Here is a 22,317-nt window from a genome sequence, read left to right as displayed (position 1 = left end):
GGAGAAACCCATGGGACAGCGTACACCCCTGTATGACCTGCACTTGGCCCTCGGCGCCAAGATGGTCGACTTCGGTGGCTGGGACATGCCCCTGCACTACGGTTCGCAAGTGGAGGAGCACCATCAGGTTCGCAGTGATTGCGGTGTGTTCGACGTCTCGCACATGACCGTGGTCGATGTCGACGGGATCGATGCCACGGCATACCTGCAGCACCTGATGGCCAACGACGTTGCGCGCCTGGAAGCGCCCGGCAATGCCCTGTACAGCCCCATGCTCAATGAGCACGGCGCGGTGATCGACGACCTCATCATCTACCGCACTCGCGGCGGCTATCGCCTGGTGGCCAATGCCGCGACCCGCGAAAAAGTCATCGCCTGGCTCAACAGGCACAGCGGGACATTCGATGTGCAGATCCGCCCACGTCCGGAGCTGGCCATCCTGGCGATTCAAGGCCCGCATGCGCGCGACAAGGTCGCCGAACTGTTGAGCACCGCGCGCGCCAACCTGATCCGGCAACTGCGTCCGTTTCAAGGTGTGGCCGATGGCGACTGGTTCATCGCCCGCACCGGCTACACCGGCGAGGACGGGCTCGAACTGATGCTGCCAGCAGCCCAGGCACCCGGCTTCTTCTACGATCTGGTGGGCGCAGGCATCGCCCCCAGCGGCCTGGGCGCCCGCGATACGCTGCGCCTGGAAGCCGGCATGAACCTCTATGGCCAGGACATCGACGAGGCGCACACGCCACTGACCTCCAACCTCGACGCCAGCATTGCCTGGGAACCGGCCAGCCGCAATTTCATCGGCCGCGCTGGGCTGCTGGCAGAAATCGACCGGGGTGTGCAGGAAAAACTGGTCGGGCTGGTGCTCGAAGAGCGCGGCGTGCTGCGCGCGCATCAGGTGGTTCGTGTCGCGGGGGTTGGCGAAGGGGAGATCACCAGTGGTAGTTTCTCCCCTACATTGAGCAAGTCCATTGCCCTGGCTCGGCTGCCCATCGCCACCGGCGAGCGCGCTGAGGTTGAAATCCGTGGCAAGTGGTACCCGGTACGCGTGGTCAAGCCGACCTTCGTGCGCCATGGCAAGATCCTGATCTGAACACAACCACGGCGCAGCCACCGCTGAGCCTAATTGAGGAACACACACGATGAGCAATATTCCCGCCGATCTGCGTTTTGCCGAAAGCCACGAGTGGGCGCGTCTGGAGGCCGATGGCACGGTAACCGTGGGCATCAGTGACCACGCTCAGGAAGCGTTGGGGGATGTGGTGTTCGTGGAGCTGGCCGAGGTGGGCAAAGTGTTCGCGGCGGGCGATGCGGCCGGTGTGGTCGAGTCGGTGAAGGCGGCCTCGGATATCTATTCGCCGGTTGCCGGAGAAGTCATTGCGGTCAACGAAGCGTTGGCCGACAGCCCCGAGCAGCTCAACGAAGCCCCTTATCAAGCCTGGATCTTCAAGCTGAAGCCGAGCGGTGAGGCCAAGCTCGACACGCTGCTGGATGCTGACGGCTACAAGGCTGCGATCGGGGAATAAGACGGGTCGCGTTCTTTTTTCTGAACAGGCTATTGTCCTACACCCCAGCAGCCGCTTAGCATTCGTTTGAGATTTCAAACGCCTGGCACCTTCGTGCCGGGCGTTTTTTCCACAATCAACAATCCGGGAAGTCGACATGCAGCTCAAAGACGCTCAGTTGTTCCGTCAGCAGGCCTTCATCAATGGTCAGTGGCTGGATGCGGACAATGGCCAGACCCTCAACGTGACCAACCCGGCGACCGGTGAAGTCATCGGCACCGTGCCGAAGATGGGCACCGCCGAAACCCGCCGCGCCATCGAGGCCGCCGACAAGGCGCTGCCGGCCTGGCGTGCACTGACGGCCAAAGAGCGTTCCAACAAGCTGCGTCGCTGGTTCGAGCTGATGATCGAGAACCAGGATGACCTGGCTCGCCTGATGACCACCGAACAAGGCAAGCCGCTGGCCGAAGCCAAGGGCGAAATCGCCTACGCCGCTTCGTTCATCGAGTGGTTCGCTGAAGAAGCCAAGCGCGTCTACGGCGACACCATTCCGGGCCACCAGCCCGACAAGCGCCTGATCGTCATCAAACAGCCGATCGGCGTCACTGCGGCCATCACCCCGTGGAACTTCCCGGCGGCAATGATCACCCGTAAAGCCGGCCCGGCCCTGGCCGCCGGTTGCACCATGGTGCTCAAGCCTGCCTCGCAAACCCCGTTCTCCGCCCTGGCGCTGGTCGAACTGGCCACCCGTGCCGGCATCCCCGAGGGTGTGCTGAGCGTGGTGACCGGCAGCGCTGGCGAAGTCGGCGGCGAGCTGACCAGCAACAGCCTGGTGCGCAAGCTGTCCTTCACCGGCTCGACCGAAATCGGTCGCCAGCTGATGCAGGAATGCGCCAAGGACATCAAAAAGGTTTCTCTGGAGCTGGGCGGCAACGCGCCGTTCATCGTGTTCGACGACGCTGACCTGGATAAGGCCGTCGAAGGCGCGATCATCTCCAAGTACCGCAACAACGGCCAGACCTGCGTTTGCGCCAACCGCATCTACGTGCAGGAAGGCGTCTACGACGCATTCGCCGAGAAGCTCAAGGTGGCCGTGGGCAAGCTGAAGATCGGTAACGGTCTGGAAGAAGGCACCACCACTGGCCCGCTGATCGACCACAAAGCCGTGGCCAAGGTCCAGGAACACATCGAGGATGCGGTCTCCAAGGGCGCCAAGGTGCTGTCGGGCGGCAAGCTGATCGAAGGCAACTTCTTCGAGCCGACCATTCTGGTGGACGTGCCAAAAACGGCTGCCGTGGCCAAGGAAGAAACCTTCGGCCCACTGGCGCCGCTGTTCCGCTTCAAAGACGAAGCCGAAGTCATCGCCATGTCCAACGACACCGAGTTCGGCCTGGCGTCGTACTTCTATGCCCGTGACATGAGCCGTGTGTTCCGCGTTGCTGAAGCCCTGGAATACGGCATGGTGGGTATCAACACCGGCCTGATCTCCAACGAAGTGGCGCCGTTCGGCGGCATCAAGGCGTCGGGCCTGGGCCGTGAAGGCTCCAAGTACGGCATCGAGGACTACCTCGAAATCAAGTACCTGTGCCTGAGCATCTGATGCACTAAAGGCTTTACCTCTGCCAGCGGGGCGCGAGAGCGACGTCTCGCTGGCTTTTTTGACAGTGCGGTACCTGGTGGCCAGGGCGCGTGCGACAGTCGATCAACGAATACTGTTCGCCGCCGCTTGAGCCTCCCCCGATACGCGCGCCCCCTGAACCGGGCGCCAAAGAGGGCATTATGAGCAAGACCAACGAATCCTTGATGCAACGTCGTGTCGCCGCCGTCCCACGTGGCGTTGGCCAGATTCACCCGATCTTCGTGGAGAGCGCGAAGAACGCCACCGTGATCGACGTCGAAGGCCGCGAACTGATCGACTTCGCGGGCGGCATCGCTGTGCTCAACACCGGCCACCTGCACCCGAAAGTGGTCGCCGCCGTTCAGCAACAGCTGACCAAGGTCAGCCACACCTGCTTCCAGGTTCTGGCCTATGAGCCCTACGTGGAAGTGTGCGAGAAGATCAACGCGCTGGTCCCCGGCGACTTCGCCAAGAAGACCTTGCTGGTTTCCACCGGCTCCGAAGCCGTTGAAAACGCCGTGAAGATCGCCCGTGCCGCCACTGGCCGTGCTGGCGTGATCGCCTTCACCGGCGCCTACCACGGCCGCACCATGATGACCCTGGGTCTGACCGGTAAAGTGGTGCCGTATTCGGCCGGCATGGGCCTGATGCCAGGCGGTGTGTTCCGCGCGCAATTCCCTAACGAGCTGCACGGCGTCAGCGTTGATGAAGCCATCGCTTCGGTCGAGCGCATCTTCAAGAACGATGCCGAGCCCAAAGACATCGCTGCCATCATTCTGGAGCCCGTACAAGGCGAAGGCGGCTTCCTGCCAGCGCCTGTCGAGCTGATGAAACGCCTGCGCGCGCTGTGCGACCAACACGGCATCCTGCTGATCGCTGACGAAGTGCAGACCGGCGCTGGCCGTACCGGCACCTTCTTCGCCATGGAGCAGATGGGCGTCGCACCTGACCTGACCACCTTCGCCAAATCCATCGCAGGCGGCTTCCCGCTGGCCGGTGTGTGCGGCAAGGCCGAGTACATGGACGCCATCGCCCCAGGCGGCCTGGGTGGCACCTACGCCGGCTCGCCAATCGCCTGCGCCGCGGCCCTGGCCGTGATCGAAGTGTTCGAGGAAGAGAAACTGCTGGAGCGTAGCAAGGCTGTGGGCGAGCACCTGACCACCGCCCTGCGCGCGATGCAGCAGAAGCACCCGATCATCGGTGATGTCCGTGGTCTGGGCTCGATGATCGCCGTTGAAGTGTTCGAGAAAGGCACTCACACCCCGAACGCCGCTGCGGTCGCCCAAGTGGTTGCCAAGGCACGCGACAAGGGTCTGATCCTGCTGTCGTGTGGCACCTACGGCAACGTCCTGCGGATCCTCGTTCCGCTGACCGCCGAAGATGCGCTGCTGGACAAAGGCCTGGCCATCATCGAAGCGTGCTTCGCTGAACTCGCCTGAACCCGGTAACGTGTAACCAACGAAAACCCGCCTCGGCGGGTTTTTGTTTGGGCGCGATGTGAGTGAATACGCCGCACGCCGCGCGTGCGACCAAGGTGGCGGCCTGTCGCTGGCAATGGCGCAAGGGCTCGACGGGTGCCTGCCTGGGCCGTCGAACGGGCAAGGCGCTCAGCCCTGCACGATCTGGTTCTTGCCCTGACGTTTGGCCTGGTACATCGCCTCGTCGGCGCGGGCGAACAAGGTGTCCAGCCCCTGATCGCTATCGATCCGTCCGGTGAGGCCCTGGCTGACGGTTACCCGGTACATCTTCTGGCCATGGTTGAAGCTCAGGCGCTGGATTTCCCGTTGCAGGCGCTCGGCGATCTGTTCGGCCACCTCGGCCGTGCAGCCGGGAAACACCGCCGCGAACTCCTCGCCACCGATGCGCCCGAACAAGTCACCCCGGCGCAGCGCGTTCTTGCCACTGTCAGCGATGCGTTGCAGCACCTGGTCGCCTTCCTGGTGGCCATAGCTGTCGTTGATCTGCTTGAAATCATCGATGTCGAGCAACAGGAATGACAGCGGCGTGTTCTCGGCGCAGGCCTCTTCGAAGGCCTGGTGAGCGCACTCGAAGAAGTGCCGGCGGTTGCTGCTCTGGGTCAGCACATCAATGGTCGCCAGGCGATGCAGCTCGCTCTCGAGTTGCTTCTTCTCGGTGATGTCTTCGGCGATGCCAACAATGATCACCCGCTGCTCGCCTTCGCTCGGTTGCTTGAGGAAGCACTTGTCGCTGAGCCATCGCACTTCGCCTGCGGCATTGATGATGCGGTACTCGCGGTCCTCAACGGCGCCGGTCAGCAATACCTCGCCCAGGCTGCGTTCGGCATAGGCCAGGTCATCGGGGTACACGGCGTCGCGCCACTCGCTGAAGTCAGCCATGACCAAGGCCGGCGAGCGGCCGAAGATGCGCTCGTAGGCAGGGCTCACATAAAGCACCCGACGGGTTTCCCAGTCGAACGCCCAGAGCGCGGCATTGACGCTTTCGAGCAATGAGCTGAACAGTTGATCGCGCTCACTCAGGCGCGCGACTTCGGCTTGGGCGTGAAGCAAGGCGAGCAGGGTGTGGGCGGTGTCTGGCGAAGAAGTATCGAACGGCGGCGAGTCGGAATTCTTGGTCATCGGTACGGATCGTCGGGTTGCGATGAGCGTGCGGCGCAACCCGGCCCGCCACTGAAGCGATGTGGATCATGTGAGTAATAGGCTTGGAATTAGTTCAAGTACGCAGCGAACGTTCGCCAAGGTAAAAAAAGCCGCGAGCGCTTCCCTGCAGGCAGCCATGAAGGCTTTGTGCCTTTATACTGGCGTCTCCTTCAACTTGGTCTGACTCACCCGTTATGTCTGTTTCTGCTCGCGACGCCTTGCGCATGGCTGCGCTGTATGTGGTGCTCTCGATGCTCTGGCTGGTCGTGGCCGGGCGGGTACTGGATCATCTGTTCGATGGCTCCGTGGCCATGGCCGTTGGCAGCCACCTGAGTTCGCTGATCTGGGTGCTGGCAAGCGCCGTGCTGATCTTCATCACGCGGGCGCGGTTGCTCAGTTTCATCGGGCTCGGCACGCGCCGGCGCAAACAGGACAGCGAGCGTCTGCGCATGGCCGAGGCGGTGTTCGACACCACCCTGGAAGGCGTGCTGGTCACCGATCGCACTGGCCTGATCGTGCACGTCAACCGGGCCTTCATGCGCATCACCGGTTATCAGCAGGACGAAGTGCTCGGCCAGCGGCCCAGCAAGTTCAAGTCCGGGCATCACGGGCCGGAGTTCTATCGGCAGATCTACACCTCGCTGGCGCAAACTGGCGAGTGGAGCGGGGAAATCTGGAACCGTCGCAAGCGCGGCGAAATCTACCCGCAGTGGCAGACCATCCGCGCCATCCGCGATGACCAAGGCGAGGTCAGCCACTATGTGGCGGTGTTCAGCGATATCAGCGCCATCAAGCATTCCGAGCAGGAGCTGGCCTACCTGGCCCACCACGATCCGCTCACCGGGCTGCCCAACCGCCTGCTGTTCAATGACCGTGTCGAACAGGCGCTGGGTACCGCGCAATCGCACAAGCGCGGCTGCGCACTGCTGTTGATGGACCTCGACCACTTCCAGAGCATCAACGACGGCCTGGGGCATACCCTCGGCGATCAGTTACTCAAGCGGGTCGCCGAACGCCTGAGCCACTGGCTGGGTGCCGGGGTGACCCTGGCGCGTCTTGGCGGCGATGAGTTCGGTGTGCTGCTCGAGCGCTGCCCACACGTCGGCGAAGCCGCCAGCCTGGCCCGTGACGTCATCGAGCACATGAAGGAGCCGTTCAGCTTTGAAGGCCATCGCCTGTTCATCAGCGTCAGCATCGGCATCAGCCTGTTCCCCAGCGACGCGCTGACCGGCGAGCAATTGCTGCGCAATGCCGATTCTGCGCTGTTCAAGGCCAAGGCCAATGGCCGCGCCGACTACGCGCTGTACACCGAAGAGCTCACAGCCCATGCCCAGCACCGTGTCGAAACTGCGGGCGAGCTGCGCAGGGCCCTTGAGCAAAACGAGTTGCGCGTGTACTTCCAACCGGTGCACGACTTGACCAGCGGGGTGATGGTGGGCGTGGAAAGCCTGGTCCGCTGGGAGCATCCCGAGCGCGGCCTGGTGCCGCCGGGCGACTTCATTCCCATTGCCGAACGCACTGGCCTGATCGGTGAAATCGACTTGTGGGTGCTGCGCCAGGCGTGCTCTCAGATGATGCGCTGGCAGGCACAAGGGCGCAGCTTGGCGTTCGTGGCGGTGAACATTTCCAGCCGACTGTTCAGCCAGCGCGGGTTGTACCTGGAAGTGGCTCAGGTGCTGGCCGAGACCGGCATGAACCCGGCATTGCTCGAAGTCGAAGTCACGGAAAGTGCCGTGATGGACGACCCGGAAGTCTCGCTAGAGCAACTGCACCGGTTGCGCGAGCTGGGCCTGCGCCTGGCCATTGACGATTTCGGCACCGGCTATTCTTCGCTGCTGCGGCTCAAGCGCCTGCCGGTGCAGAAGCTGAAAATCGACCAAGGTTTCGTCGCCGGGTTGCCCGATGACGACGATGACATCGCCATCGTCCGCGTCATCATCGCCCTGGCCCGCAGCATGGGCATGCAGGTGCACGCCGAGGGCATCGAACAGGCCGAGCAGGCAGACTTCCTGCTGCAGCAAGGCTGCCAGTTGGGGCAGGGCTACAGGTTCGGCCGGCCGATGCCGGCTGATGCGTTGAAGTGGGGCTGATTGCCGATCAGTCACATGCAAGCTCGGGTGGTCGTCGACGAAACGCGGCGGCGGCCATGGGGGGCGCGCTGCGGCCCATCGCGACTGAAGTCGCTCCTGCCCGGACCGCGCTTGTGCAGCGACTGTTTCGTGCGGCTTGAGCCTGTTGGAGCGGCCGGTCCGGCGCTCCGGGCAGCCGCGATGGCCGGCGTCGCCGGCCTGTTCCAGGCACCGCGCTCCGACCGGTAAAAGGGGGGGGCAGCCCTGGGTCGGCTGCGCCGCCATCTCGGCTGACCGGCGTGCCGAACCGGCCGCTCCTACCCTGAGACGCGTGCCACTTCAACGCTTGTTCAGCGCCTTGGCCAACCGATCCCCACTCAGTTGGATCACCGCCACCAGCACCACCAGCATGGCGATCACGGTCAGCATGATCTGGCTGTCGAAGCGCTGATACCCATACCGGTAGGCGATGTCGCCCAGCCCTCCGGCGCCAATCGCGCCAGCCATGGCCGAGGAGTTGATCAGCGTCACCAGGGTGATGGTGAAGCCGCCGACGATTCCCGGCAGCGCTTCAGGCAGCAGCACATGCCAGACGATGTGCCAGCGGCGGCATCCCATGGCTTGCGCCGCCTCCACCAGCCCCTGATCGACCTCGCGCAAGCTGACTTCGGCAATGCGCGCAAAGAACGGCGTGGCGGCGATGGTCAGCGGCACCACGGCCGCCCACACGCCGTAGGTCGTGCCCACCACCAGGCGGGTAAAGGGGATCAGCGCGACCATCAGGATCAGGAACGGGATCGAGCGGAACAGGTTGACGAAGGCGCCCAGCACCCGGTTGAGCAACGGCGCGGCGAAGATCCCGCCCTTGTCGCTGGTGACCAGCAACACTGCCATCGGCACGCCCAGCAGCAACGCAATCAGCGAGGACACACCGACCATCATCAGGGTGTCGAGCAACCCTTGCAGCAAGCGATCAAACCACATGGCCAAGCACCTCCACCTGTTCGGCCCAGCGGCCGGCGCGTTCCAGCAGTTGCGCGGTATCGTGTGGCGCGTCCTGGACCGACAGGATCAACTGCCCCAGCGCATGCCCGCCGATGGTTTGCACACCGCCTTGCAGCAGCCGCACGCGCCCGCCGAGGTCGGCGAACAGCTCCGACAGCGCCGGTTCACCGAGTACCGTGAGCTTGAGCACCACCGCGCTGTTGCGGCTGATGGGGCTGGCACGCAGCGTGGCTTGCAGCGCTTCGGGCACCTGGGTCTGCAAGGGTGCCAGCAGGGTCCGGGTCACCGCATGGCGCGGCGTGCCGAACACCCGCCAGACATCGCCCTGTTCCACCACCTCCCCCTGCTCAAGCACCACCACCCGGTGGCAGATGTCACGAATCACCGCCATCTCGTGGGTAATCAGCACCACGGTCAGCCCCAGGCGGCGATTGATGTCGCGCAGCAACTCAAGGATCGATGCCGTGGTTTCCGGGTCCAGCGCCGAGGTGGCTTCGTCGCACAACAGGATCTGCGGGTCATGCACCAGCGCGCGCGCAATGCCGACCCGCTGCTTCTGCCCGCCCGACAACTGCGCCGGGTACACGTGGTGTTTTTCCTCAAGGCCGACCAGTGCGAGCAATTGGCGCACCTTGCGCTGGCGTTCGGCCTTGGCCACCCCGGCCACCTTCAGCGGCAGCTCGACGTTCTGCCACACGGTCTTGGCCGACATGAGGTTGAAGTGCTGGAAGATCATGCCGATGCGTCTGCGCAGCGCCACCAGTTGGTCTTCATCGAACGGTGCGATGTCCACTTGATCGATGAGCACCCGGCCGTGGCTGGGTTGCTCCAGGCGGTTGATGGTGCGCAGCAGCGATGACTTGCCAGCGCCACTGCGGCCGATGATGCCGAAGATCTCGCCGCGGCGGATGCTCAGGTCGATGCCATGCAGCGCAGGTTGTGCCTGGCCGGGGTAGGTTTTGCCCAGGCCGAGAAAATGGATCTGCGCGGGGCTGGCGTGCACGTGCGTGGCCGGGCCGTCGGCCCGCGCAGGAGAGGGAGGTACGATGGGCGCCCTGAGCGCAATGGCCTGGCTCATGTCAGCCCTCCCAACCGGCTTGGTACAGGTTGCCGTGGGCCTTGTTCAGCGCGGCGCGCACGGCGGGCGAGTGCTGGTAGATGTCGACGAACTTGGCCAGGCGCGGGTCGTCCTTGCTTTGAGGGCGGATGACGAACTGGATCACGTACTCCTTGTTCTCCAGCCCATCGAACAGCAGCGCCGAGGTGGCATCGAAGCTGTTGGCCAGGCGGATGTACGCCGGGTAGCCCTGCACCAGGTCCGCGTCGTCATAGGCGCGCACCAGTTGCACGGCCTCGACCTGGAGGATTTTCAGCTGCTTCGGGTTGGCGATGATGTCGTCTTCGCTGGCCTTGTAGCCAACCCCCGGCTTGAGCGTGATCAGGCCTGCCTTGGCCAGCAGTTGCAGGCCGCGACCGCTGTTGATCGGGTCATTGGCGATGGCCACGCTGGCGCCTTCGGGCAGTGCATCGAAAGAGGTGTATTTCTTCGAGTACAGGCCGACGTTGTTGATGATCCCCGGCGCGTAGGGCGTCAGGTCGAAGCCGGCGGCGGCCTTGGCGTTTTCCAGGAAGGGAATGTGCTGGAAGTAGTTCACGTCGATGTCGCCGCTGTTGAGGCTGACATTGGGCGCAATCCAGTCGCTGAACTCGATCAGCTTCACTTCAAGGCCCTGCTTGTGGGCTTGCTCGACGGCGGCTTCCAGCGGGATGGCAAAGGCCGCCGTGGTGCCGACCTTCAAAGGTTCTGCGGCCAGCACGGTGCTGGACAGGCCGAGGGCCAAGGCAATGGCCGCGACGGGCCGGATCAGTTGTTCACGCATGGCGCAGGACTCCAGTCGGGGCAGGGGTGTAGCGATAGGCCGCGCCAGGATGGTCGGCGGGCAGGTGCGGGTGGTGGGTGTCGAACAGCTTTTCGCGCAAGGTACCGTCGGCATAAGCGGTCTTGTAGCGCCCGCGCTGCTGCAGCTGCGGGATGACCAGGTCGATGAAGTCCTCGTAGCTTTCCGGGGTGACCGTGCGGGTCAGGTTGAAACCGTCCAGGCCGGTGTCGTCGATCCAGGCGATCAGTTGTTCGGCGACCTGGTCGGGGTCACCGACCACGGTGACGTAGCGCCCGCCCAGCGCGTGCTGCTGCAACAGGCGACGCCGGGTCCAGGCGTTGTCCTGCAGCTGGCGCGTGGCCGACTGGATCGCGTTGCCCGGGCCGGCTGCGATGGGCTGGTCCAGCGCATAGGCGGCGAAGTCGATGCCGGTGGAGGCTGCAAAGTGTGCGACACCCGCTTCCGGGCTGGCGTGGCGCAAGTACTCGGCGTGCTTGGCCTGGGCCTGCTGCTCGGTAGGTGCGACGACCACGGTGATACCGATGAACACCTTCACCGCCTGTGGATCACGGCCAGCGGCCTGGGCGGCGGCGCGAATGTTGTCGACCTGGGCCCGCACGGCGGTTTTGTCCTGGCCGCCGATGAACACGCACTCGGCATGGCTGCCGGCGAACGCCAGGCCGCGTGAGGAGGTGCCGGCCTGGTACAGCACTGGCGTGCGCTGCGGCGAGGGCTCGCACAGGTGATAGCCGTCCACTGTGTAGAACTCGCCTTTGTGCTGCACCTTGCGCACCTTGGCCGGGTCGGCATACACCCGCTGTTCACGGTCGTTGACCACCGCATCCTCGGCCCAGCTGCCTTCGAGCAGCTTGTACAGCACCTGCAGGTATTCGTCGGCCTGGTCATAGCGCCGGTCGTGCGCAGGCTGCTGCGCCAGGCCCATGGCCTGGGCGGCGCTGTCGAGGTAGCCGGTGACGATGTTCCAGCCGACCCGACCGTTGCTCAGGTGGTCGAGGGTAGAAAGCCTGCGGGCGAACAGGTACGGCGGCTCGTAGGTGAGGTTGGCGGTCAGGCCGAAGCCCAGGTGGCGGGTGACGGCCGCCATGGCCGAGACCAGCAGCAGCGGGTCGTTGACGGGCAGCTGGATGGCTTCCTTGAGCGGCACATCCACCGAACGGCCGTAGACGTCGTAGGTGCCGACGATGTCAGCGATGAACAGCCCGTCGAACAATCCGCGCTCCAGCAGGCGCGCGAGGTCGGTCCAGTAGGCGAGGGTCTTGTACTGGGTCGAGGTGTCGCGTGGATGGGTCCACAGGCCATGGTTGATGTGGCCGACGCAGTTCATGTTGAAGGCGTTGAGCAGGATGTGCTTGGCCATCAGATCGTCCCCCGGCGTGGTGGCAGTTCATCGTTGAGGTAGTAGTTACCGATGGCGTGGTACTTCCAGCGCACCGGGTCATGCAGGGTGTGCACGCGGGCGTTGCGCCAGTGGCGGTCGAGGTTGTGCTCGGCCAGAGTGGCCTGGCTGCCGGCCAGCTCGAACAGCGTGGTGCCGGCGGCCAGGGAAATTTCAGTGCTCAGCGCACGGGCTTCGGCGACGGCGATGGAGGCGGCCGCGACGGTCTCTGCCGTGCTGTCTGCCTGGGCGCGGTCGAGGGCTTCACCGGCCCGCTCCAGCAAGGCTTCGGCGGCGTGCAGACGGATCGCCAGGTGGCCGATGCTTTTCAGGGTCAGGGGATCGTCACTGGCTTTGTCTACCTTGGAATCGATCCAGGGGCGGCTGCGGCTGCGTACGAACTGCGTGGCGTCCTCGAAGGCAGCGCGGGCGATGCCGGTGTCGATGGCCGCGTGAAGAATCTGCGCCAGCGGGCCGACTGGCGTCGGGCGCTCGAAGGCGCTCTGGAACGGCACCACGTCTTCGGCGTCGACGTACACCTGCTCGAACTGCACAGAACCACTGCCAGTGGTGCGCTGGCCGAAGCCGCTCCAGTCGTCGATCACCTGCAGGCCCGGGCTGTCGGCTGGAACGAAGGCCAGTTGCTGCTGGCCTTGTTCATCGATCACCGAGGTCGGGATACGTTGGGCATACAGTGCGCCGGTGGCGTAGAACTTGCGGCCATCGATGCGGTACCCGGCGCCGTCGCGGGTGAGGCGAGTGGTGCGGTCATGGGCGGTTTTGGTGCCCAGCTCGGCCAGTGCATTGCCAAAGCGTCGGCCGGCCAGCACCTCGGCATACAAGCGCTGTCGCTGCGCTTGGGTGCCGTTCACGCGCAGCACCTCAAGGGCATAGAAATGGTTCTGTGGAATTTGCCCGAGCGAGGCGTCGGCCTGGGCAATACGGGCGATGACCTGGGCCAGGGTGACGTTGGACACGCCCGCACCGCCAAAGGCCTTGGGCACGCTGATGGCCCACAGGCCGGAGCGGCTGAACAGCGCCAGCTCGGCATGCGGCAGGCGGCGTTCGCGGTCGCGCTCGGCGCTGCCGGTGTGCAGCTGCTGGGCGATGTGTTCAGCGACGTCCAAGGCCTGGCGGTCGCTGGTGATGATCGATGTGGTCATGGTGTTTCTCCAGCGGCTTGGGCGCTGCCAATGAATGTGGATTGCGATGAAGCCCATTGCATGCAGGCCTGGGCTGGCGTTTGCGGCTGACTGGAGCGCCGGAGCGGTCGCGCGCCCACTCAACCCGTGCGTTGCGCGACAGCCCGGCGCCGTGTGGCAGACGCCTGCAGGGTGTCGTGCTGGGGCGTCGGCCAAGCGCTGCGAGCGGAGTTCTGAACGGGGCCCTGATCGCCACCAACGCCACAGCCACGCCCTTCAAATCCAGGAATGTCGGGCCGGTAGTGTGCCGTTCAGGTAATAGGCGCCCACCGCGTGGTACTTCCAGCGCACGGGGTCATGCAGGGTGTGCACCCGGGCATTGCGCCAGTGCCGGTCGAGGTTGAACTCGGCCAGGGTCGCGCGGCTGCCGGCCAGCTCGAACAGCTTCTCGCTGGCCTGCAGGGCGATCTCGGTGGTCAGCACCTTGGCCTCTGCCACGGCAATCGATGCCCGCGCTGCGGCAGCGGCATCGAGGGGGGCACGGTTGACCTCATCGAGCACCCGCGCAGCCTTGCGCAGCAGCGCCTGGGCGGCGTGCAGCTCCAGCTTCAGGCGACCGACGTCGGCGATCACGTAAGGGTCGTCGCTGGCTCGCTGCACATTGGCGTCGATCCACGGTCGGGATTTCTCACGCACGAAGGTGATGGCCTCGTCGATGGCCGCTTCGGCGATACCGGCATCGATGGCGGCCTGAATCAGTTGCGAGGCGGCGCCTTGGATATTCGGCACCTCGCGCTGGCGACCGGTGTCGATGACACGTTCGGCGTCTACCGGCACCTCATCCAGCAACACCGTGCCGCTGGCCGTGGTGCGCTGGCCGAAGCCTGACCAGTCATCGACGATGCGCAACCCAGGGCTGCCACGGCGCACGAACGCCAAGCGCGCGTGCCCTTGTTCATCCAGTGCCTTCACCGCGACCCAATGTGCGAACAAGGCGCCGGTGGAATAGAACTTCTCACCGCTCAGGCGATAGCCGTCGCCCTGCCGGGTAATGCGCGCCTTGAGCGTCAGGGTGTCCTTGGTGCCGCGCTCTGGGCCGGCGTTACCGATGCGCGCGCCGTCCAGCACGCTGCGGAACACCAGTGCCTGCTGGGCGGGCGTGGCGGTCAGGCGAAGCAGTTGAAGGATGCCGAACTGGTTCTGTGGAATCTGCCCCAAGGCAGGGTCAGCGGCGCTGATCACCCGAAATACTTCGGCAATCGCGGCGAAGGAAACCTCAGGACCACCGTACTGTTTTGGCACGCTGATGCTGCCCAGACCGCTGGCCGTGAAGTGCTCGATTTCAGCCCAGGGTAGAGCGCGTTGGCGGTCGCGAGAGGCGGCCTGTACGCGAGCCTCCGCGGCGAGCTCGTGCGCTGCCTGCACAGCCTCGGCATCATCCCGCAGTACCTTAGCCGGCAGCAGCGGCGGAGAAACGTCATGTTCCACGTGGAACGAAGTGCTTGCTTGGCTAGACATCAGTGCCGCTCCGTAGCTGCACGCGATGCCCCGACGGTGTGCGCAGGGAAGACCTGGACCATGGCGTACCTCACAAATTAGATGAGTCGCTTCGATTGAAGGCGACAAACGTTTGCTGGTCCGGTGGTCCGGTCGATATACCTTAATGTGTTGTTAAATGTTTATGAAATAGCTTTTTTGAATATGAATAGAAGCCCGCGCCTCAGGCTTGCCGGCGGGTTCTTCCGAAGCAGCCGTGCCCAGAAACTTGCGCAGAAACTGCCGGGTACGTTCTTCTTTCGGGTTGGCGAGCACTGCTTTTGCTTCACCCTGCTCGACGATCACACCCTTGTCGCCGCCAGGGCAGTGTCCTTGACCCGTGAAATGAGGCTGTTGCCCAGCGGCGGCAGGGCGGTGCGCATGGCCCACAGGCGCGTACATCAGCGCTTCTGCAATGGTGCGCGATTGCCGTAGAGTAAATGCCAGCATTCGCCCTTTCCCCCGATCCGACCTGTGGCAGGAGATCTCCGTGAACCAACACCCTTCGACCAGCCAGTGGCAGTTGCCGGCCATCGTCAGTGGCCTGCGCAGCGCCCGCGAGCAATGGCGTACCCGCAACGGCCGCAGCAGCGGTGAGAAAGGCGGGCGTGAGCTGCCCTCGCGTGAAGCGATTGGCGAAGTCTTCGCGCTGCTCTGTGGCGCGCTGTTCCCCATGCGCCTGGGGCCGGTCGACTTGCGTGAAGAAAGCGAAGACTTCTACGTCGGCCACACCCTCGATACCGCGCTGACGGCGCTGTTGACTCAAGCGCGCCTGGAGCTGCGCTACGCCGCGCGGCATGAAAATGCCGACGTCGCCACCACCGACGCCCACGCACTGGCGCTGATTCAGGCATTCGCCGCCGAGCTGCCGCACCTGCGCGTGCTGCTCGACACCGACGTGCTGGCGGCCTACCACGGTGATCCGGCGGCGCGCAGCGTCGATGAGGTGCTGCTGTGCTATCCGGGCATTCTGGCGATCATCCACCACCGCCTGGCCCATCACTTGTACCGTGCCGGGCTGCCATTGCTGGCGCGCATCGGTTCGGAGCTGGCGCACTCGGCCACCGGCATCGACATCCACCCCGGTGCGCAGATCGGCTCGGGTTTCTTCATCGACCACGGCACGGGTGTGGTGATCGGCGAGACGGCGATCATTGGCGAACGCGTGCGCATCTATCAGGCCGTGACCTTGGGCGCCAAGCGCTTCACGGCGGACGAGTCGGGCACCTTGCACAAGGGCCAACCGCGTCACCCGATCGTCGAAGACGACGTGGTGATCTACGCTGGCGCCACGATCCTGGGGCGCATCACCATCGGCCAGGGTTCGATCATCGGCGGCAATGTCTGGCTGACCCGCAGCGTGCCGCCGCAGAGCAACATCACCCAGGCCAACCTGCAGCTCGATTGCGAGAGCACGCGATAAGCCGCTTTGGCCCACTGCAGGCCCTGTGCGACGGGGTCTGCAGGCGCTTTCAGCCAGCACGGAACTTGCCCGGCAAAGCACCTCTCTGAAACACACATCGAGCCGCGAATCCGCCATGCCGTTCGGCTCGGCTGGTTCGCAATGACCTGCGATCCATGTTTAACTTGAACGTGTGTTCAATATAAAAACGCTGGTCTGTTGCCGGTGTTCAACAGGAGGATTGCCTTTGCTGAACCTGTCTACTACGAACGTTCCAAGCCCTTGCGTGGTGCACCTGTCATGAGTGCGTCAGTCCCTGATACCGCTCCTGAAAAAGCCCGCATGAACCCCCCGGTGTTCTACTTTGCGGCAAGCGTCATTCTGCTGTTCGGCCTGACGGTCATCAGCTTCCCCGAAGCCGCCGGCAACTGGCTGCTGGCGGCGCAGAACTGGGCGGCCAACACGGTTGGCTGGTACTACATGCTGGCGATGACGCTGTATCTGGTCTTCGTGGTGGTCACCGCCTTGTCGGGCTACGGCAAGATCAAGCTCGGTGCCGACCACGACGAACCCGAATTCAGCTATCTGTCCTGGGCGGGCATGCTGTTTGCCGCCGGCATCAGCATTACCCTGTTCTTCTTCTGCGTGTCCGAACCGCTGACCCACATGCTGATGCCGCCGCAAGGTGAGGGCGGCACGGTGGAGGCGGGGCGCCAGGCGATGCAGATCCTGTTTCTGCACTGGGGTTTTCATGGCTGGGGCGTATTCGCCTTCGTCGGCATGGCCTTGGCCTACTTCGCCTATCGGCACAACCTGCCACTGGCCTTGCGCTCGGCGCTGTACCCACTGATCGGCAAGCGCATCAACGGCCCCATCGGGTATGCGGTCGATGGTTTCGGCATCATCGCCACCGTGTTCGGCCTGGGCGCCGACATGGGCTTTGGCGTGCTGCACCTCAATTCCGGGCTCGACTACCTGTTCGGCATCAGTCATAGCCAGTGGGTGCAAGTGGCGTTGATCGTGCTGATGATGGGCGCCGCCGTGGCGGTGGCCGTGGCCGGTGTCGAGAAGGGCGTGCGGGTGATGTCGGACATCAACCTGTTCCTGGCCTGCGCGCTGCTGCTGTTCGTGCTGTTCGCCGGGCCCACCCAGCACCTGTTCAACACCCTGATCCAGAACATCGGTGATTACCTCGGCGCCTTGCCCAGCAAGAGCTTCGACGTCTATGCCTATGGCGAGAACCGCGACTGGCTGGGCGGCTGGACGGTGTTCTACTGGGCCTGGTGGATTGCCTGGTCGCCGTTCGTGGGGCTGTTCATTGCGCGTATTTCCCGTGGCCGCACCATCCGCGAGTTCGTCTTTGGCGTGCTGCTGATCCCGCTCGGTTTCACCCTGGCGTGGATGTCGATCTTCGGCAACAGCGCGCTGGACCAGGTGATCAACCATGGCATGACGGCCCTGGGCCAGTCGGCCTTGGACAATCCGTCGATGAGCCTTTACCTGCTGCTGGAAACCTACCCTTGGAGCAAGACGGTGATCGCCGTCACGGTGTTCATCAGCTTCGTGTTCTTCGTTACCTCGGCCGACTCCGGCACCGTGGTGCTCTCGACCTTGTCCGCCAAAGGCGGCGATGCCGACGAAGACGGCCCGAACTGGCTGCGCATCTTCTGGGGCGCAATGACCGCGCTGGTGACCATCAGCCTGTTGTTCGCCGGCAGCATCGACTCGTTGAAGTCTGCGGTGGTGCTGACCTCGCTGCCGTTCTCGCTGATTCTGCTGTGCATGATGTGGGGGCTGCACAAGGCCTTCCATCTCGAATCGCAGCGGCGTATCGCGCAGTTGCATTCGCTGGCGCCGTTTGCCCAGTCTCGCCGCGGTCGTGGCGGCTGGCGTCAGCGCTTGAGCCAGGTGGTGCACTTCCCATCGCGCGATGAGGTGTACCGCTTCATGGACGACGTGGTGCGCCCGGCGATCAGTGACGTCACGGAGGTGTTCGAGCAAAAAGGCCTGGTGCTGATCACCCAGGACGACCCGGCGCATGACAACGTCAGCCTCAAGGTCGGCCATGGGGAGGAGCAGCCGTTCATCTACCAGGTGCAGATGCGCGGTTACTTCACCCCCTCGTTCGCCCTTGGTGGCATCGGCTCGCAAGAGTTGAAGAACCGCCGCTACTACCGCGCCGAGGTGCATCTGTCCGAAGGCAGCCAGGACTACGACCTGGTCGGCTACAGCAAGGAGCAGATCATCAACGACATCCTCGACCAGTACGAGCGGCACATGCAGTTCCTGCACATGGTGCGCTAGTGTGACCGCCCGAGCCCGTCACCCGACGGGCTCAGGCACCTTCCTTCGCCGCATCAGAACGGCGCATCCCCCAGAATCGTCGCGCGGTGCATCACCCGGCGCTGCGGTCGGTAGTCATCGACCGCGTAGTGCTGGGTGACGCGGTTGTCCCAGAACGCCACGTCGTTGGCCTGCCAGCGCCAGCGGATGCTGAACTCGGGACGGGTGGCGTGGGCGAACAGCAGCTTGAGCAGCGCGTCGCTTTCATGGGCTTGCAGCTCGTTGATGCGCGTGGTGAACCCCTCATTGACGAACAACGCCTTGCGCCCGCTGACCGGGTGCGTGCGCACTACCGGATGAGACAGCGGCGGGTAGTCGCGGCGGGTCGCTTCCCAGCGCGCCAGGTCTTCGGCGGTGTTGCCAAAGCGCTCCAGCGGAAACGAGCGCGTGAAGTCGTGGGTCGCCGTCAGGCCTTCGAGCATCGCCCGCAGGGGCGCCGACAACGCCTCGAACGCGGCGATACCGCTGGCCCACAGCGTGTCGCCGCCATAGGCCGGCACTTGCTTGGCGGTGAGCACGGCGCCGAGCGCGGGGGTGGGCAGGAAGGTCACGTCGGTGTGCCAGATGGCGTTGTCGCGCACATCGGTGACGGCGGTGTCGAGGATCAGCACCTGCGGTACGTCGGCAACCTTCGGGTAGATGGGGTGGATGTGCAGATCACCGAACTGCGCGGCGAAGCGCGCTTGCTCGGCAGGCGTGAGCGGCTGATCACGGAAGAACAGCACCTGATGGCTCAGCAGCGCCTGCTCGATCGCCTCGCGCTGTGTGGCGCCGAGGTTCTGGGCCAGGTCGATGCCACTGATTTGCGCGCCCAGGGCCGGTGCCAGGGGGGTGATGGACAGGCTCATGACAGTCTCCAGGGTCGGGGGTGGACGCAATTCAATGCAGGTTGCCGTGCCAGGGCACCAGCCGCCGTTGCAGGGCGCGCAGGTCCATTTCCAGGGCAAAGGCGATCGCTGCAATCAGCACGATGCCCAGCACCACCACATCGGTGACCAGGAACTGCGCGGCCGACTGCACCATGAAGCCCAGCCCGCGCGTGGCAGCGATCAGCTCGGCGGCCACCAGCGTCGACCAGCCAACGCCCAGGCCAATGCGAATGCCGGTAAGGATGTCGGGCAGGGCGCTGGGCAGGATCACGTGGCGGATCAGCTGCCCGCGAGTCGCACCGAGCGACTGCGCGGCGCGCAGCCGGACCGGGTCGACACTGCGCACGCCAGTGGCGGTGGCAATGGCGATGGGGGCGAAGATGGCGAGGTAGATCAGCAGCACCTTGGACAGCTCGCCGATGCCGCACCAGATCACGATCAATGGCAGGTAGGCCAGCGGCGGAATGGGCCGGTAGAACTCGATCAACGGGTCGAGAATGCCTCGCGCCACACGGTTGCTGCCGATGGCCAGGCCAATCGGCACGGCCGTCAGCGTGGCCAGTAGCAATGCGAGGCTGATACGCCCCAGGCTTGCGCCCAGGTGCTGCCACAGGCTGGCCTCCATGTAACCTTCGCCGAGCACCTGGCGGGCTGCGTTCAGCACCTCGCCCGGAGAGGGCAGGAACAGCGGTTCCACCCAGCCCGCGGCAGTTACCAGCCACCAGGCCAGCAGCAGGCTGGCCACGGTCAGGACACTGATCCAGCGTGTGGGCAGCGCGCGGCGCGGCCTTGGCGCCGCGGCCGAAGGGGGCTCGAGGTTACCGCGCAGCGGCAGTTCCAGGCTGTTCATGTCATGCAGGCTCCTGTTGCCGGGCGGCCAGGCGTTGCTCGAAGACCCGCGCCAGTACGTGCTCGCGGGTGGCGATGAAAGCAGGGTCGGACTTGATGGCACGGGCCGGCTCGCCGGCGGTGTAGCGCTGGCCGAAGTCCAGTTGCAGGCGCTCGACGATGCGCCCCGGCTCCGGTGCCAGCAGCACCAGGTCAGTGGCCAGGAACACGGCTTCTTCGATGTCGTGGGTGATCAGGAAAATCGGCTTGGTGGTGCGCTGCCAGATCTGCAGCAACAGCTCCTGGACGTGCTCACGGGTGAAGGCGTCCAGCGCGCCAAATGGTTCGTCCATCAGCAGCAGGCGAGGGTCTGCGGCCAACGCACGGGCCAGGCCGACCCGCTGTTGCTGCCCGCCAGACAGCTGCCAGATACGCCGTTCGGCAAACCCTGCCAGATCAACCAGCGCCAGCATTTCCCGGGCCTTGGCCTCGCGCTCAGCGCGCGGCATGCCGGCCAGTGCCAGGCCGAAGGCCACGTTGCCAAGCACGTTTAGCCAGGGCAACAGGCCGTGAGCCTGGAACACCACCCCGCGTTCGGCGCTCGGACCTGTGACCGGCACACCGTCCAGGGTAATGCGCCCGGCGCTGGGGGCGACGAAACCGGCGATCAGGTTCAGCAGCGACGTCTTGCCACTCCCTGACGGGCCCAGGGCCACCAGCAACTGGCGCGGCCCCAGGCTCAGGTTGATGTCGGCCAGCACCGGCGTACCGGCTGGTGAATAGCGGGCGCTGACGTGCGCCAGTTCGAGCAAGGCCATGGCGGGCTCCGTGCAGGTCGGTAGGTGGATCAGTGCGGCAGGAACTGGGCGCTGACGTAGGGCGAGTAATCGGGGAGGACCGCCGCCACCTTGCCTTGCTCCTTGAGGAAGGTGGCGGTGTCGGTCAGCGCTTGCGTGGTCGGTGCGCCCAGGGCCTTGGCCTGATCAGCCGCCAGCGGATAGACATTGCCTTCGAGCAGCACAGGGATGTCACCCGGCTTGGCACCGGACAACCGCGCGACCTTGCTGATGTTGTCGGGCTTGGCCAGCCAGGCCTTGGGGTCTTGGCGGTAGTCGGCATAGACGTCGAGGGTGACCTTGGCAAAGGCCTTGACCACCTCGGGGTGTTTGCTGGCGAAGTCTTTGCGCACGATCCACGCGTCGAAGGTCGGCGCGCCTTTGCTGGCCAGCTCACCGGAGGTGATCAGCACGTTGCCGCTTTCCTTGGCCACGCCCAAGGCCGGGTCCCACACGTAGGTGGCATCGATGTCGCCGCGTTTCCACGCAGCGATGATGGCAGGCGGCGCCAGATTGAGAATCTGCACCTTGGCCGGGTCGATGCCCCACTGTTTCAACGCGGCCAGCAGGCTGTAGTGGCCGGTGGAGACGAAGGGCACGGCAATTTTCTTGCCGATCAGCGCCTGCGGGGTGTCGATACCGCTGCGCGCCACCAGCGCTTCACCGGCGCCGATCTGGGTGGCGATGAGGAAGGTCTCGATCGGCAGCTTGCGGGTTGCGGCGGCGGCCAGCGGGCTGGAGCCCAGGTAACCGATCTGGACGTCGCCGGAGGCCACGGCCGTGATCACATCGGCGCCGTTATCGAACTTGCGCCAGTCGATGCTGGCCTGGCTGGCCTTTTCATAGGCGCCGTCGGCCTGGGCGGCCTTGGCCGGATCGACGGTGGTCTGGTAGGCCACGGTAAGGTCAGCCGCCTGCGCCAGCCAGCTGGCACTGGCCAAGGCTAGGGTGGCGAACAGGCGCAGTGGGGTGAAGGCGATCATGGAGGGCTCCTCATCGGGCAGGCGGGACTGGAATGCCGATGAGGCTAAATGATCTAAGAAATTAAAAATAAATAACTTTTAGTCATTAGCTTAGTCGCCGAGCGCGCGCGTGATGGGGTGTTGAAGTGCGTTGAGAAGCGCGGGCAGGCGGCCAGTTCGGGGCGTGAGGCGCTGATGCAGTAGAAATTTCCTGGCATATAAAAGCGCTTGCTTAGCGCTGAATTGCCGAAGCGATCCGAACTTATTCCAGAAAAATCTTAACCATTCTACAAACAATCATTCTGGTT

Annotated in this window: 18 protein-coding genes and 2 pseudogenes; 7 read left to right on the top strand and 13 right to left on the bottom strand. The window is 64.5% G+C overall.

Annotated elements, in window-relative coordinates:
- The first annotated feature begins 10 nt into the window (after positions 1–10).
- The 4 genes from gcvT (at position 11) to gabT (ending at position 4,562) form a co-directional block, all read left to right on the top strand.
- Positions 11–1,093, top strand: a complete 1,083-nt coding sequence (gcvT, locus tag SJI00_RS09440; RefSeq protein WP_322461466.1) for a glycine cleavage system aminomethyltransferase GcvT — start codon at positions 11–13, stop codon at positions 1,091–1,093.
- Between the two features lie 49 nt (positions 1,094–1,142).
- A complete protein-coding gene (gene gcvH, locus SJI00_RS09435; protein WP_322461465.1) occupies positions 1,143–1,526 on the top strand; it encodes a glycine cleavage system protein GcvH in 384 nt (127 codons plus the stop codon).
- Between the two features lie 136 nt (positions 1,527–1,662).
- A complete protein-coding gene (gene gabD / locus SJI00_RS09430; protein ID WP_322461464.1) occupies positions 1,663–3,105 on the top strand; it encodes an NADP-dependent succinate-semialdehyde dehydrogenase in 1,443 nt (480 codons plus the stop codon).
- Between the two features lie 179 nt (positions 3,106–3,284).
- The gene (gene gabT / locus SJI00_RS09425) at positions 3,285–4,562 is read left to right on the top strand and encodes a 4-aminobutyrate--2-oxoglutarate transaminase (protein ID WP_322461463.1); all 1,278 of its coding nucleotides are present in this window, start codon (positions 3,285–3,287) and stop codon (positions 4,560–4,562) included.
- Between the two features lie 168 nt (positions 4,563–4,730).
- On the opposite strand, the gene SJI00_RS09420 is transcribed toward gabT, so the two are convergent.
- Positions 4,731–5,720 carry a sensor domain-containing diguanylate cyclase gene (locus tag SJI00_RS09420; protein ID WP_322461462.1) on the bottom strand — a complete coding sequence of 330 codons (990 nt, stop codon included), beginning with the start codon at positions 5,718–5,720 and terminating at the stop codon, positions 4,731–4,733.
- 215 nt (positions 5,721–5,935) lie between these two features.
- Between SJI00_RS09420 and dibA the strand changes: the two genes are divergently transcribed.
- Entirely contained in the window at positions 5,936–7,831 is a 1,896-nt protein-coding gene (dibA, locus tag SJI00_RS09415) for a phosphodiesterase DibA (RefSeq protein WP_322461461.1), read from the top strand.
- Between the two features lie 318 nt (positions 7,832–8,149).
- Here dibA and SJI00_RS09410 read toward each other — a convergent pair whose 3' ends face one another.
- From SJI00_RS09410 to SJI00_RS09375, 8 genes and pseudogenes are all read right to left on the bottom strand, one after another.
- Positions 8,150–8,794, bottom strand: coding sequence for a methionine ABC transporter permease (locus SJI00_RS09410; protein WP_322461460.1), 645 nt, complete (start codon positions 8,792–8,794; stop codon positions 8,150–8,152).
- Positions 8,784–9,893 carry a methionine ABC transporter ATP-binding protein gene (locus SJI00_RS09405; RefSeq protein ID WP_322461459.1) on the bottom strand — a complete coding sequence of 370 codons (1,110 nt, stop codon included), beginning with the start codon at positions 9,891–9,893 and terminating at the stop codon, positions 8,784–8,786. Before SJI00_RS09405 ends, SJI00_RS09410 begins: the two co-directional genes overlap by 11 nt.
- A 1-nt stretch (position 9,894) precedes the next feature.
- On the bottom strand, positions 9,895–10,695 hold the full coding sequence (locus SJI00_RS09400; RefSeq protein ID WP_322461458.1) for a MetQ/NlpA family ABC transporter substrate-binding protein: 801 nt from the start codon (positions 10,693–10,695) through the stop codon (positions 9,895–9,897).
- The gene (locus tag SJI00_RS09395; protein WP_322461457.1) at positions 10,688–12,073 is read right to left on the bottom strand and encodes an LLM class flavin-dependent oxidoreductase; all 1,386 of its coding nucleotides are present in this window, start codon (positions 12,071–12,073) and stop codon (positions 10,688–10,690) included. Before SJI00_RS09395 ends, SJI00_RS09400 begins: the two co-directional genes overlap by 8 nt.
- Positions 12,073–13,254 carry an SfnB family sulfur acquisition oxidoreductase gene (locus tag SJI00_RS09390; RefSeq protein WP_322461456.1) on the bottom strand — a complete coding sequence of 394 codons (1,182 nt, stop codon included), beginning with the start codon at positions 13,252–13,254 and terminating at the stop codon, positions 12,073–12,075. The genes SJI00_RS09395 and SJI00_RS09390 overlap by 1 nt, the downstream gene beginning before the upstream one ends.
- 255 nt (positions 13,255–13,509) lie before the next feature.
- On the bottom strand, positions 13,510–14,751 hold the full coding sequence (locus tag SJI00_RS09385; protein ID WP_322461455.1) for an SfnB family sulfur acquisition oxidoreductase: 1,242 nt from the start codon (positions 14,749–14,751) through the stop codon (positions 13,510–13,512).
- Positions 14,752–14,973: 222 nt separating this feature from the next.
- A pseudogene (locus tag SJI00_RS09380) lies at positions 14,974–15,084 on the bottom strand (L-cystine ABC transporter ATP-binding protein YecC); the annotation flags it as partial.
- Positions 15,081–15,155 (bottom strand): annotated as a pseudogene (locus SJI00_RS09375) (amino acid ABC transporter permease); the annotation flags it as partial. The pseudogenes SJI00_RS09375 and SJI00_RS09380, both read right to left, overlap by 4 nt.
- A 104-nt stretch (positions 15,156–15,259) precedes the next feature.
- On the opposite strand from SJI00_RS09375, the gene epsC reads away from it, so the two are divergent.
- Together epsC and betT are read left to right on the top strand one after the other, a co-directional pair.
- The gene (epsC, locus tag SJI00_RS09370; RefSeq protein ID WP_322461454.1) at positions 15,260–16,192 is read left to right on the top strand and encodes a serine O-acetyltransferase EpsC; all 933 of its coding nucleotides are present in this window, start codon (positions 15,260–15,262) and stop codon (positions 16,190–16,192) included.
- Positions 16,193–16,471: 279 nt separating this feature from the next.
- Complete coding sequence (betT, locus tag SJI00_RS09365) at positions 16,472–18,475, top strand: choline transporter BetT (RefSeq protein ID WP_322461453.1); 2,004 nt, start codon at positions 16,472–16,474, stop codon at positions 18,473–18,475.
- A gap of 53 nt (positions 18,476–18,528) precedes the next feature.
- Here the strand turns inward: betT and tauD are convergent, their stop codons facing one another.
- From tauD to tauA, 4 genes are read right to left on the bottom strand one after another with little or no spacing between them, the layout of a single operon-like run.
- The gene (tauD, locus tag SJI00_RS09360) at positions 18,529–19,362 is read right to left on the bottom strand and encodes a taurine dioxygenase (RefSeq protein WP_322461452.1); all 834 of its coding nucleotides are present in this window, start codon (positions 19,360–19,362) and stop codon (positions 18,529–18,531) included.
- Between the two features lie 31 nt (positions 19,363–19,393).
- Entirely contained in the window at positions 19,394–20,233 is an 840-nt protein-coding gene (gene tauC, locus SJI00_RS09355; RefSeq protein WP_322461451.1) for a taurine ABC transporter permease TauC, read from the bottom strand.
- A 1-nt stretch (position 20,234) separates the two neighbouring features.
- A complete protein-coding gene (gene tauB / locus SJI00_RS09350; RefSeq protein WP_322461450.1) occupies positions 20,235–21,029 on the bottom strand; it encodes a taurine ABC transporter ATP-binding subunit in 795 nt (264 codons plus the stop codon).
- A 29-nt stretch (positions 21,030–21,058) separates the two neighbouring features.
- Positions 21,059–22,030, bottom strand: a complete 972-nt coding sequence (tauA, locus tag SJI00_RS09345) for a taurine ABC transporter substrate-binding protein (RefSeq protein WP_322461449.1) — start codon at positions 22,028–22,030, stop codon at positions 21,059–21,061.
- Positions 22,031–22,317: the final 287 nt, after the last annotated feature.

It is taken from the genome of Pseudomonas gebzensis (assembly GCF_034427815.1).
Lineage (GTDB): Bacteria > Pseudomonadota > Gammaproteobacteria > Pseudomonadales > Pseudomonadaceae > Aquipseudomonas.
The sequence above is the reverse complement of the archived record's forward strand: the minus strand, read 5'-3'. Positions and strand labels throughout refer to the sequence as shown.

Bases quoted from the DNA above. Each gene is read 5' to 3' on its own strand.
- gabD (WP_322461464.1), top strand. From the start codon at position 1,663: ATGCAGCTCAAAGACGCTCAGTTGTTCCGTCAGCAGGCCTTCATCAAT.
- gcvH (WP_322461465.1), top strand. From the start codon at position 1,143: ATGAGCAATATTCCCGCCGATCTGCGTTTTGCCGAAAGCCACGAGTGG.
- gabT (WP_322461463.1), top strand. From the start codon at position 3,285: ATGAGCAAGACCAACGAATCCTTGATGCAACGTCGTGTCGCCGCCGTC.
- tauD (WP_322461452.1), bottom strand. From the start codon at position 19,362: ATGAGCCTGTCCATCACCCCCCTGGCACCGGCCCTGGGCGCGCAAATC.
- SJI00_RS09390 (WP_322461456.1), bottom strand. From the start codon at position 13,254: ATGACCACATCGATCATCACCAGCGACCGCCAGGCCTTGGACGTCGCT.
- SJI00_RS09385 (WP_322461455.1), bottom strand. From the start codon at position 14,751: ATGTCTAGCCAAGCAAGCACTTCGTTCCACGTGGAACATGACGTTTCT.
- tauC (WP_322461451.1), bottom strand. From the start codon at position 20,233: ATGAACAGCCTGGAACTGCCGCTGCGCGGTAACCTCGAGCCCCCTTCG.
- SJI00_RS09395 (WP_322461457.1), bottom strand. From the start codon at position 12,073: ATGGCCAAGCACATCCTGCTCAACGCCTTCAACATGAACTGCGTCGGC.
- SJI00_RS09400 (WP_322461458.1), bottom strand. From the start codon at position 10,695: ATGCGTGAACAACTGATCCGGCCCGTCGCGGCCATTGCCTTGGCCCTC.
- tauA (WP_322461449.1), bottom strand. From the start codon at position 22,030: ATGATCGCCTTCACCCCACTGCGCCTGTTCGCCACCCTAGCCTTGGCC.
- SJI00_RS09405 (WP_322461459.1), bottom strand. From the start codon at position 9,893: ATGAGCCAGGCCATTGCGCTCAGGGCGCCCATCGTACCTCCCTCTCCT.
- tauB (WP_322461450.1), bottom strand. From the start codon at position 21,029: ATGGCCTTGCTCGAACTGGCGCACGTCAGCGCCCGCTATTCACCAGCC.
- betT (WP_322461453.1), top strand. From the start codon at position 16,472: ATGAGTGCGTCAGTCCCTGATACCGCTCCTGAAAAAGCCCGCATGAAC.
- gcvT (WP_322461466.1), top strand. From the start codon at position 11: ATGGGACAGCGTACACCCCTGTATGACCTGCACTTGGCCCTCGGCGCC.
- SJI00_RS09420 (WP_322461462.1), bottom strand. From the start codon at position 5,720: ATGACCAAGAATTCCGACTCGCCGCCGTTCGATACTTCTTCGCCAGAC.
- dibA (WP_322461461.1), top strand. From the start codon at position 5,936: ATGTCTGTTTCTGCTCGCGACGCCTTGCGCATGGCTGCGCTGTATGTG.
- SJI00_RS09410 (WP_322461460.1), bottom strand. From the start codon at position 8,794: ATGTGGTTTGATCGCTTGCTGCAAGGGTTGCTCGACACCCTGATGATG.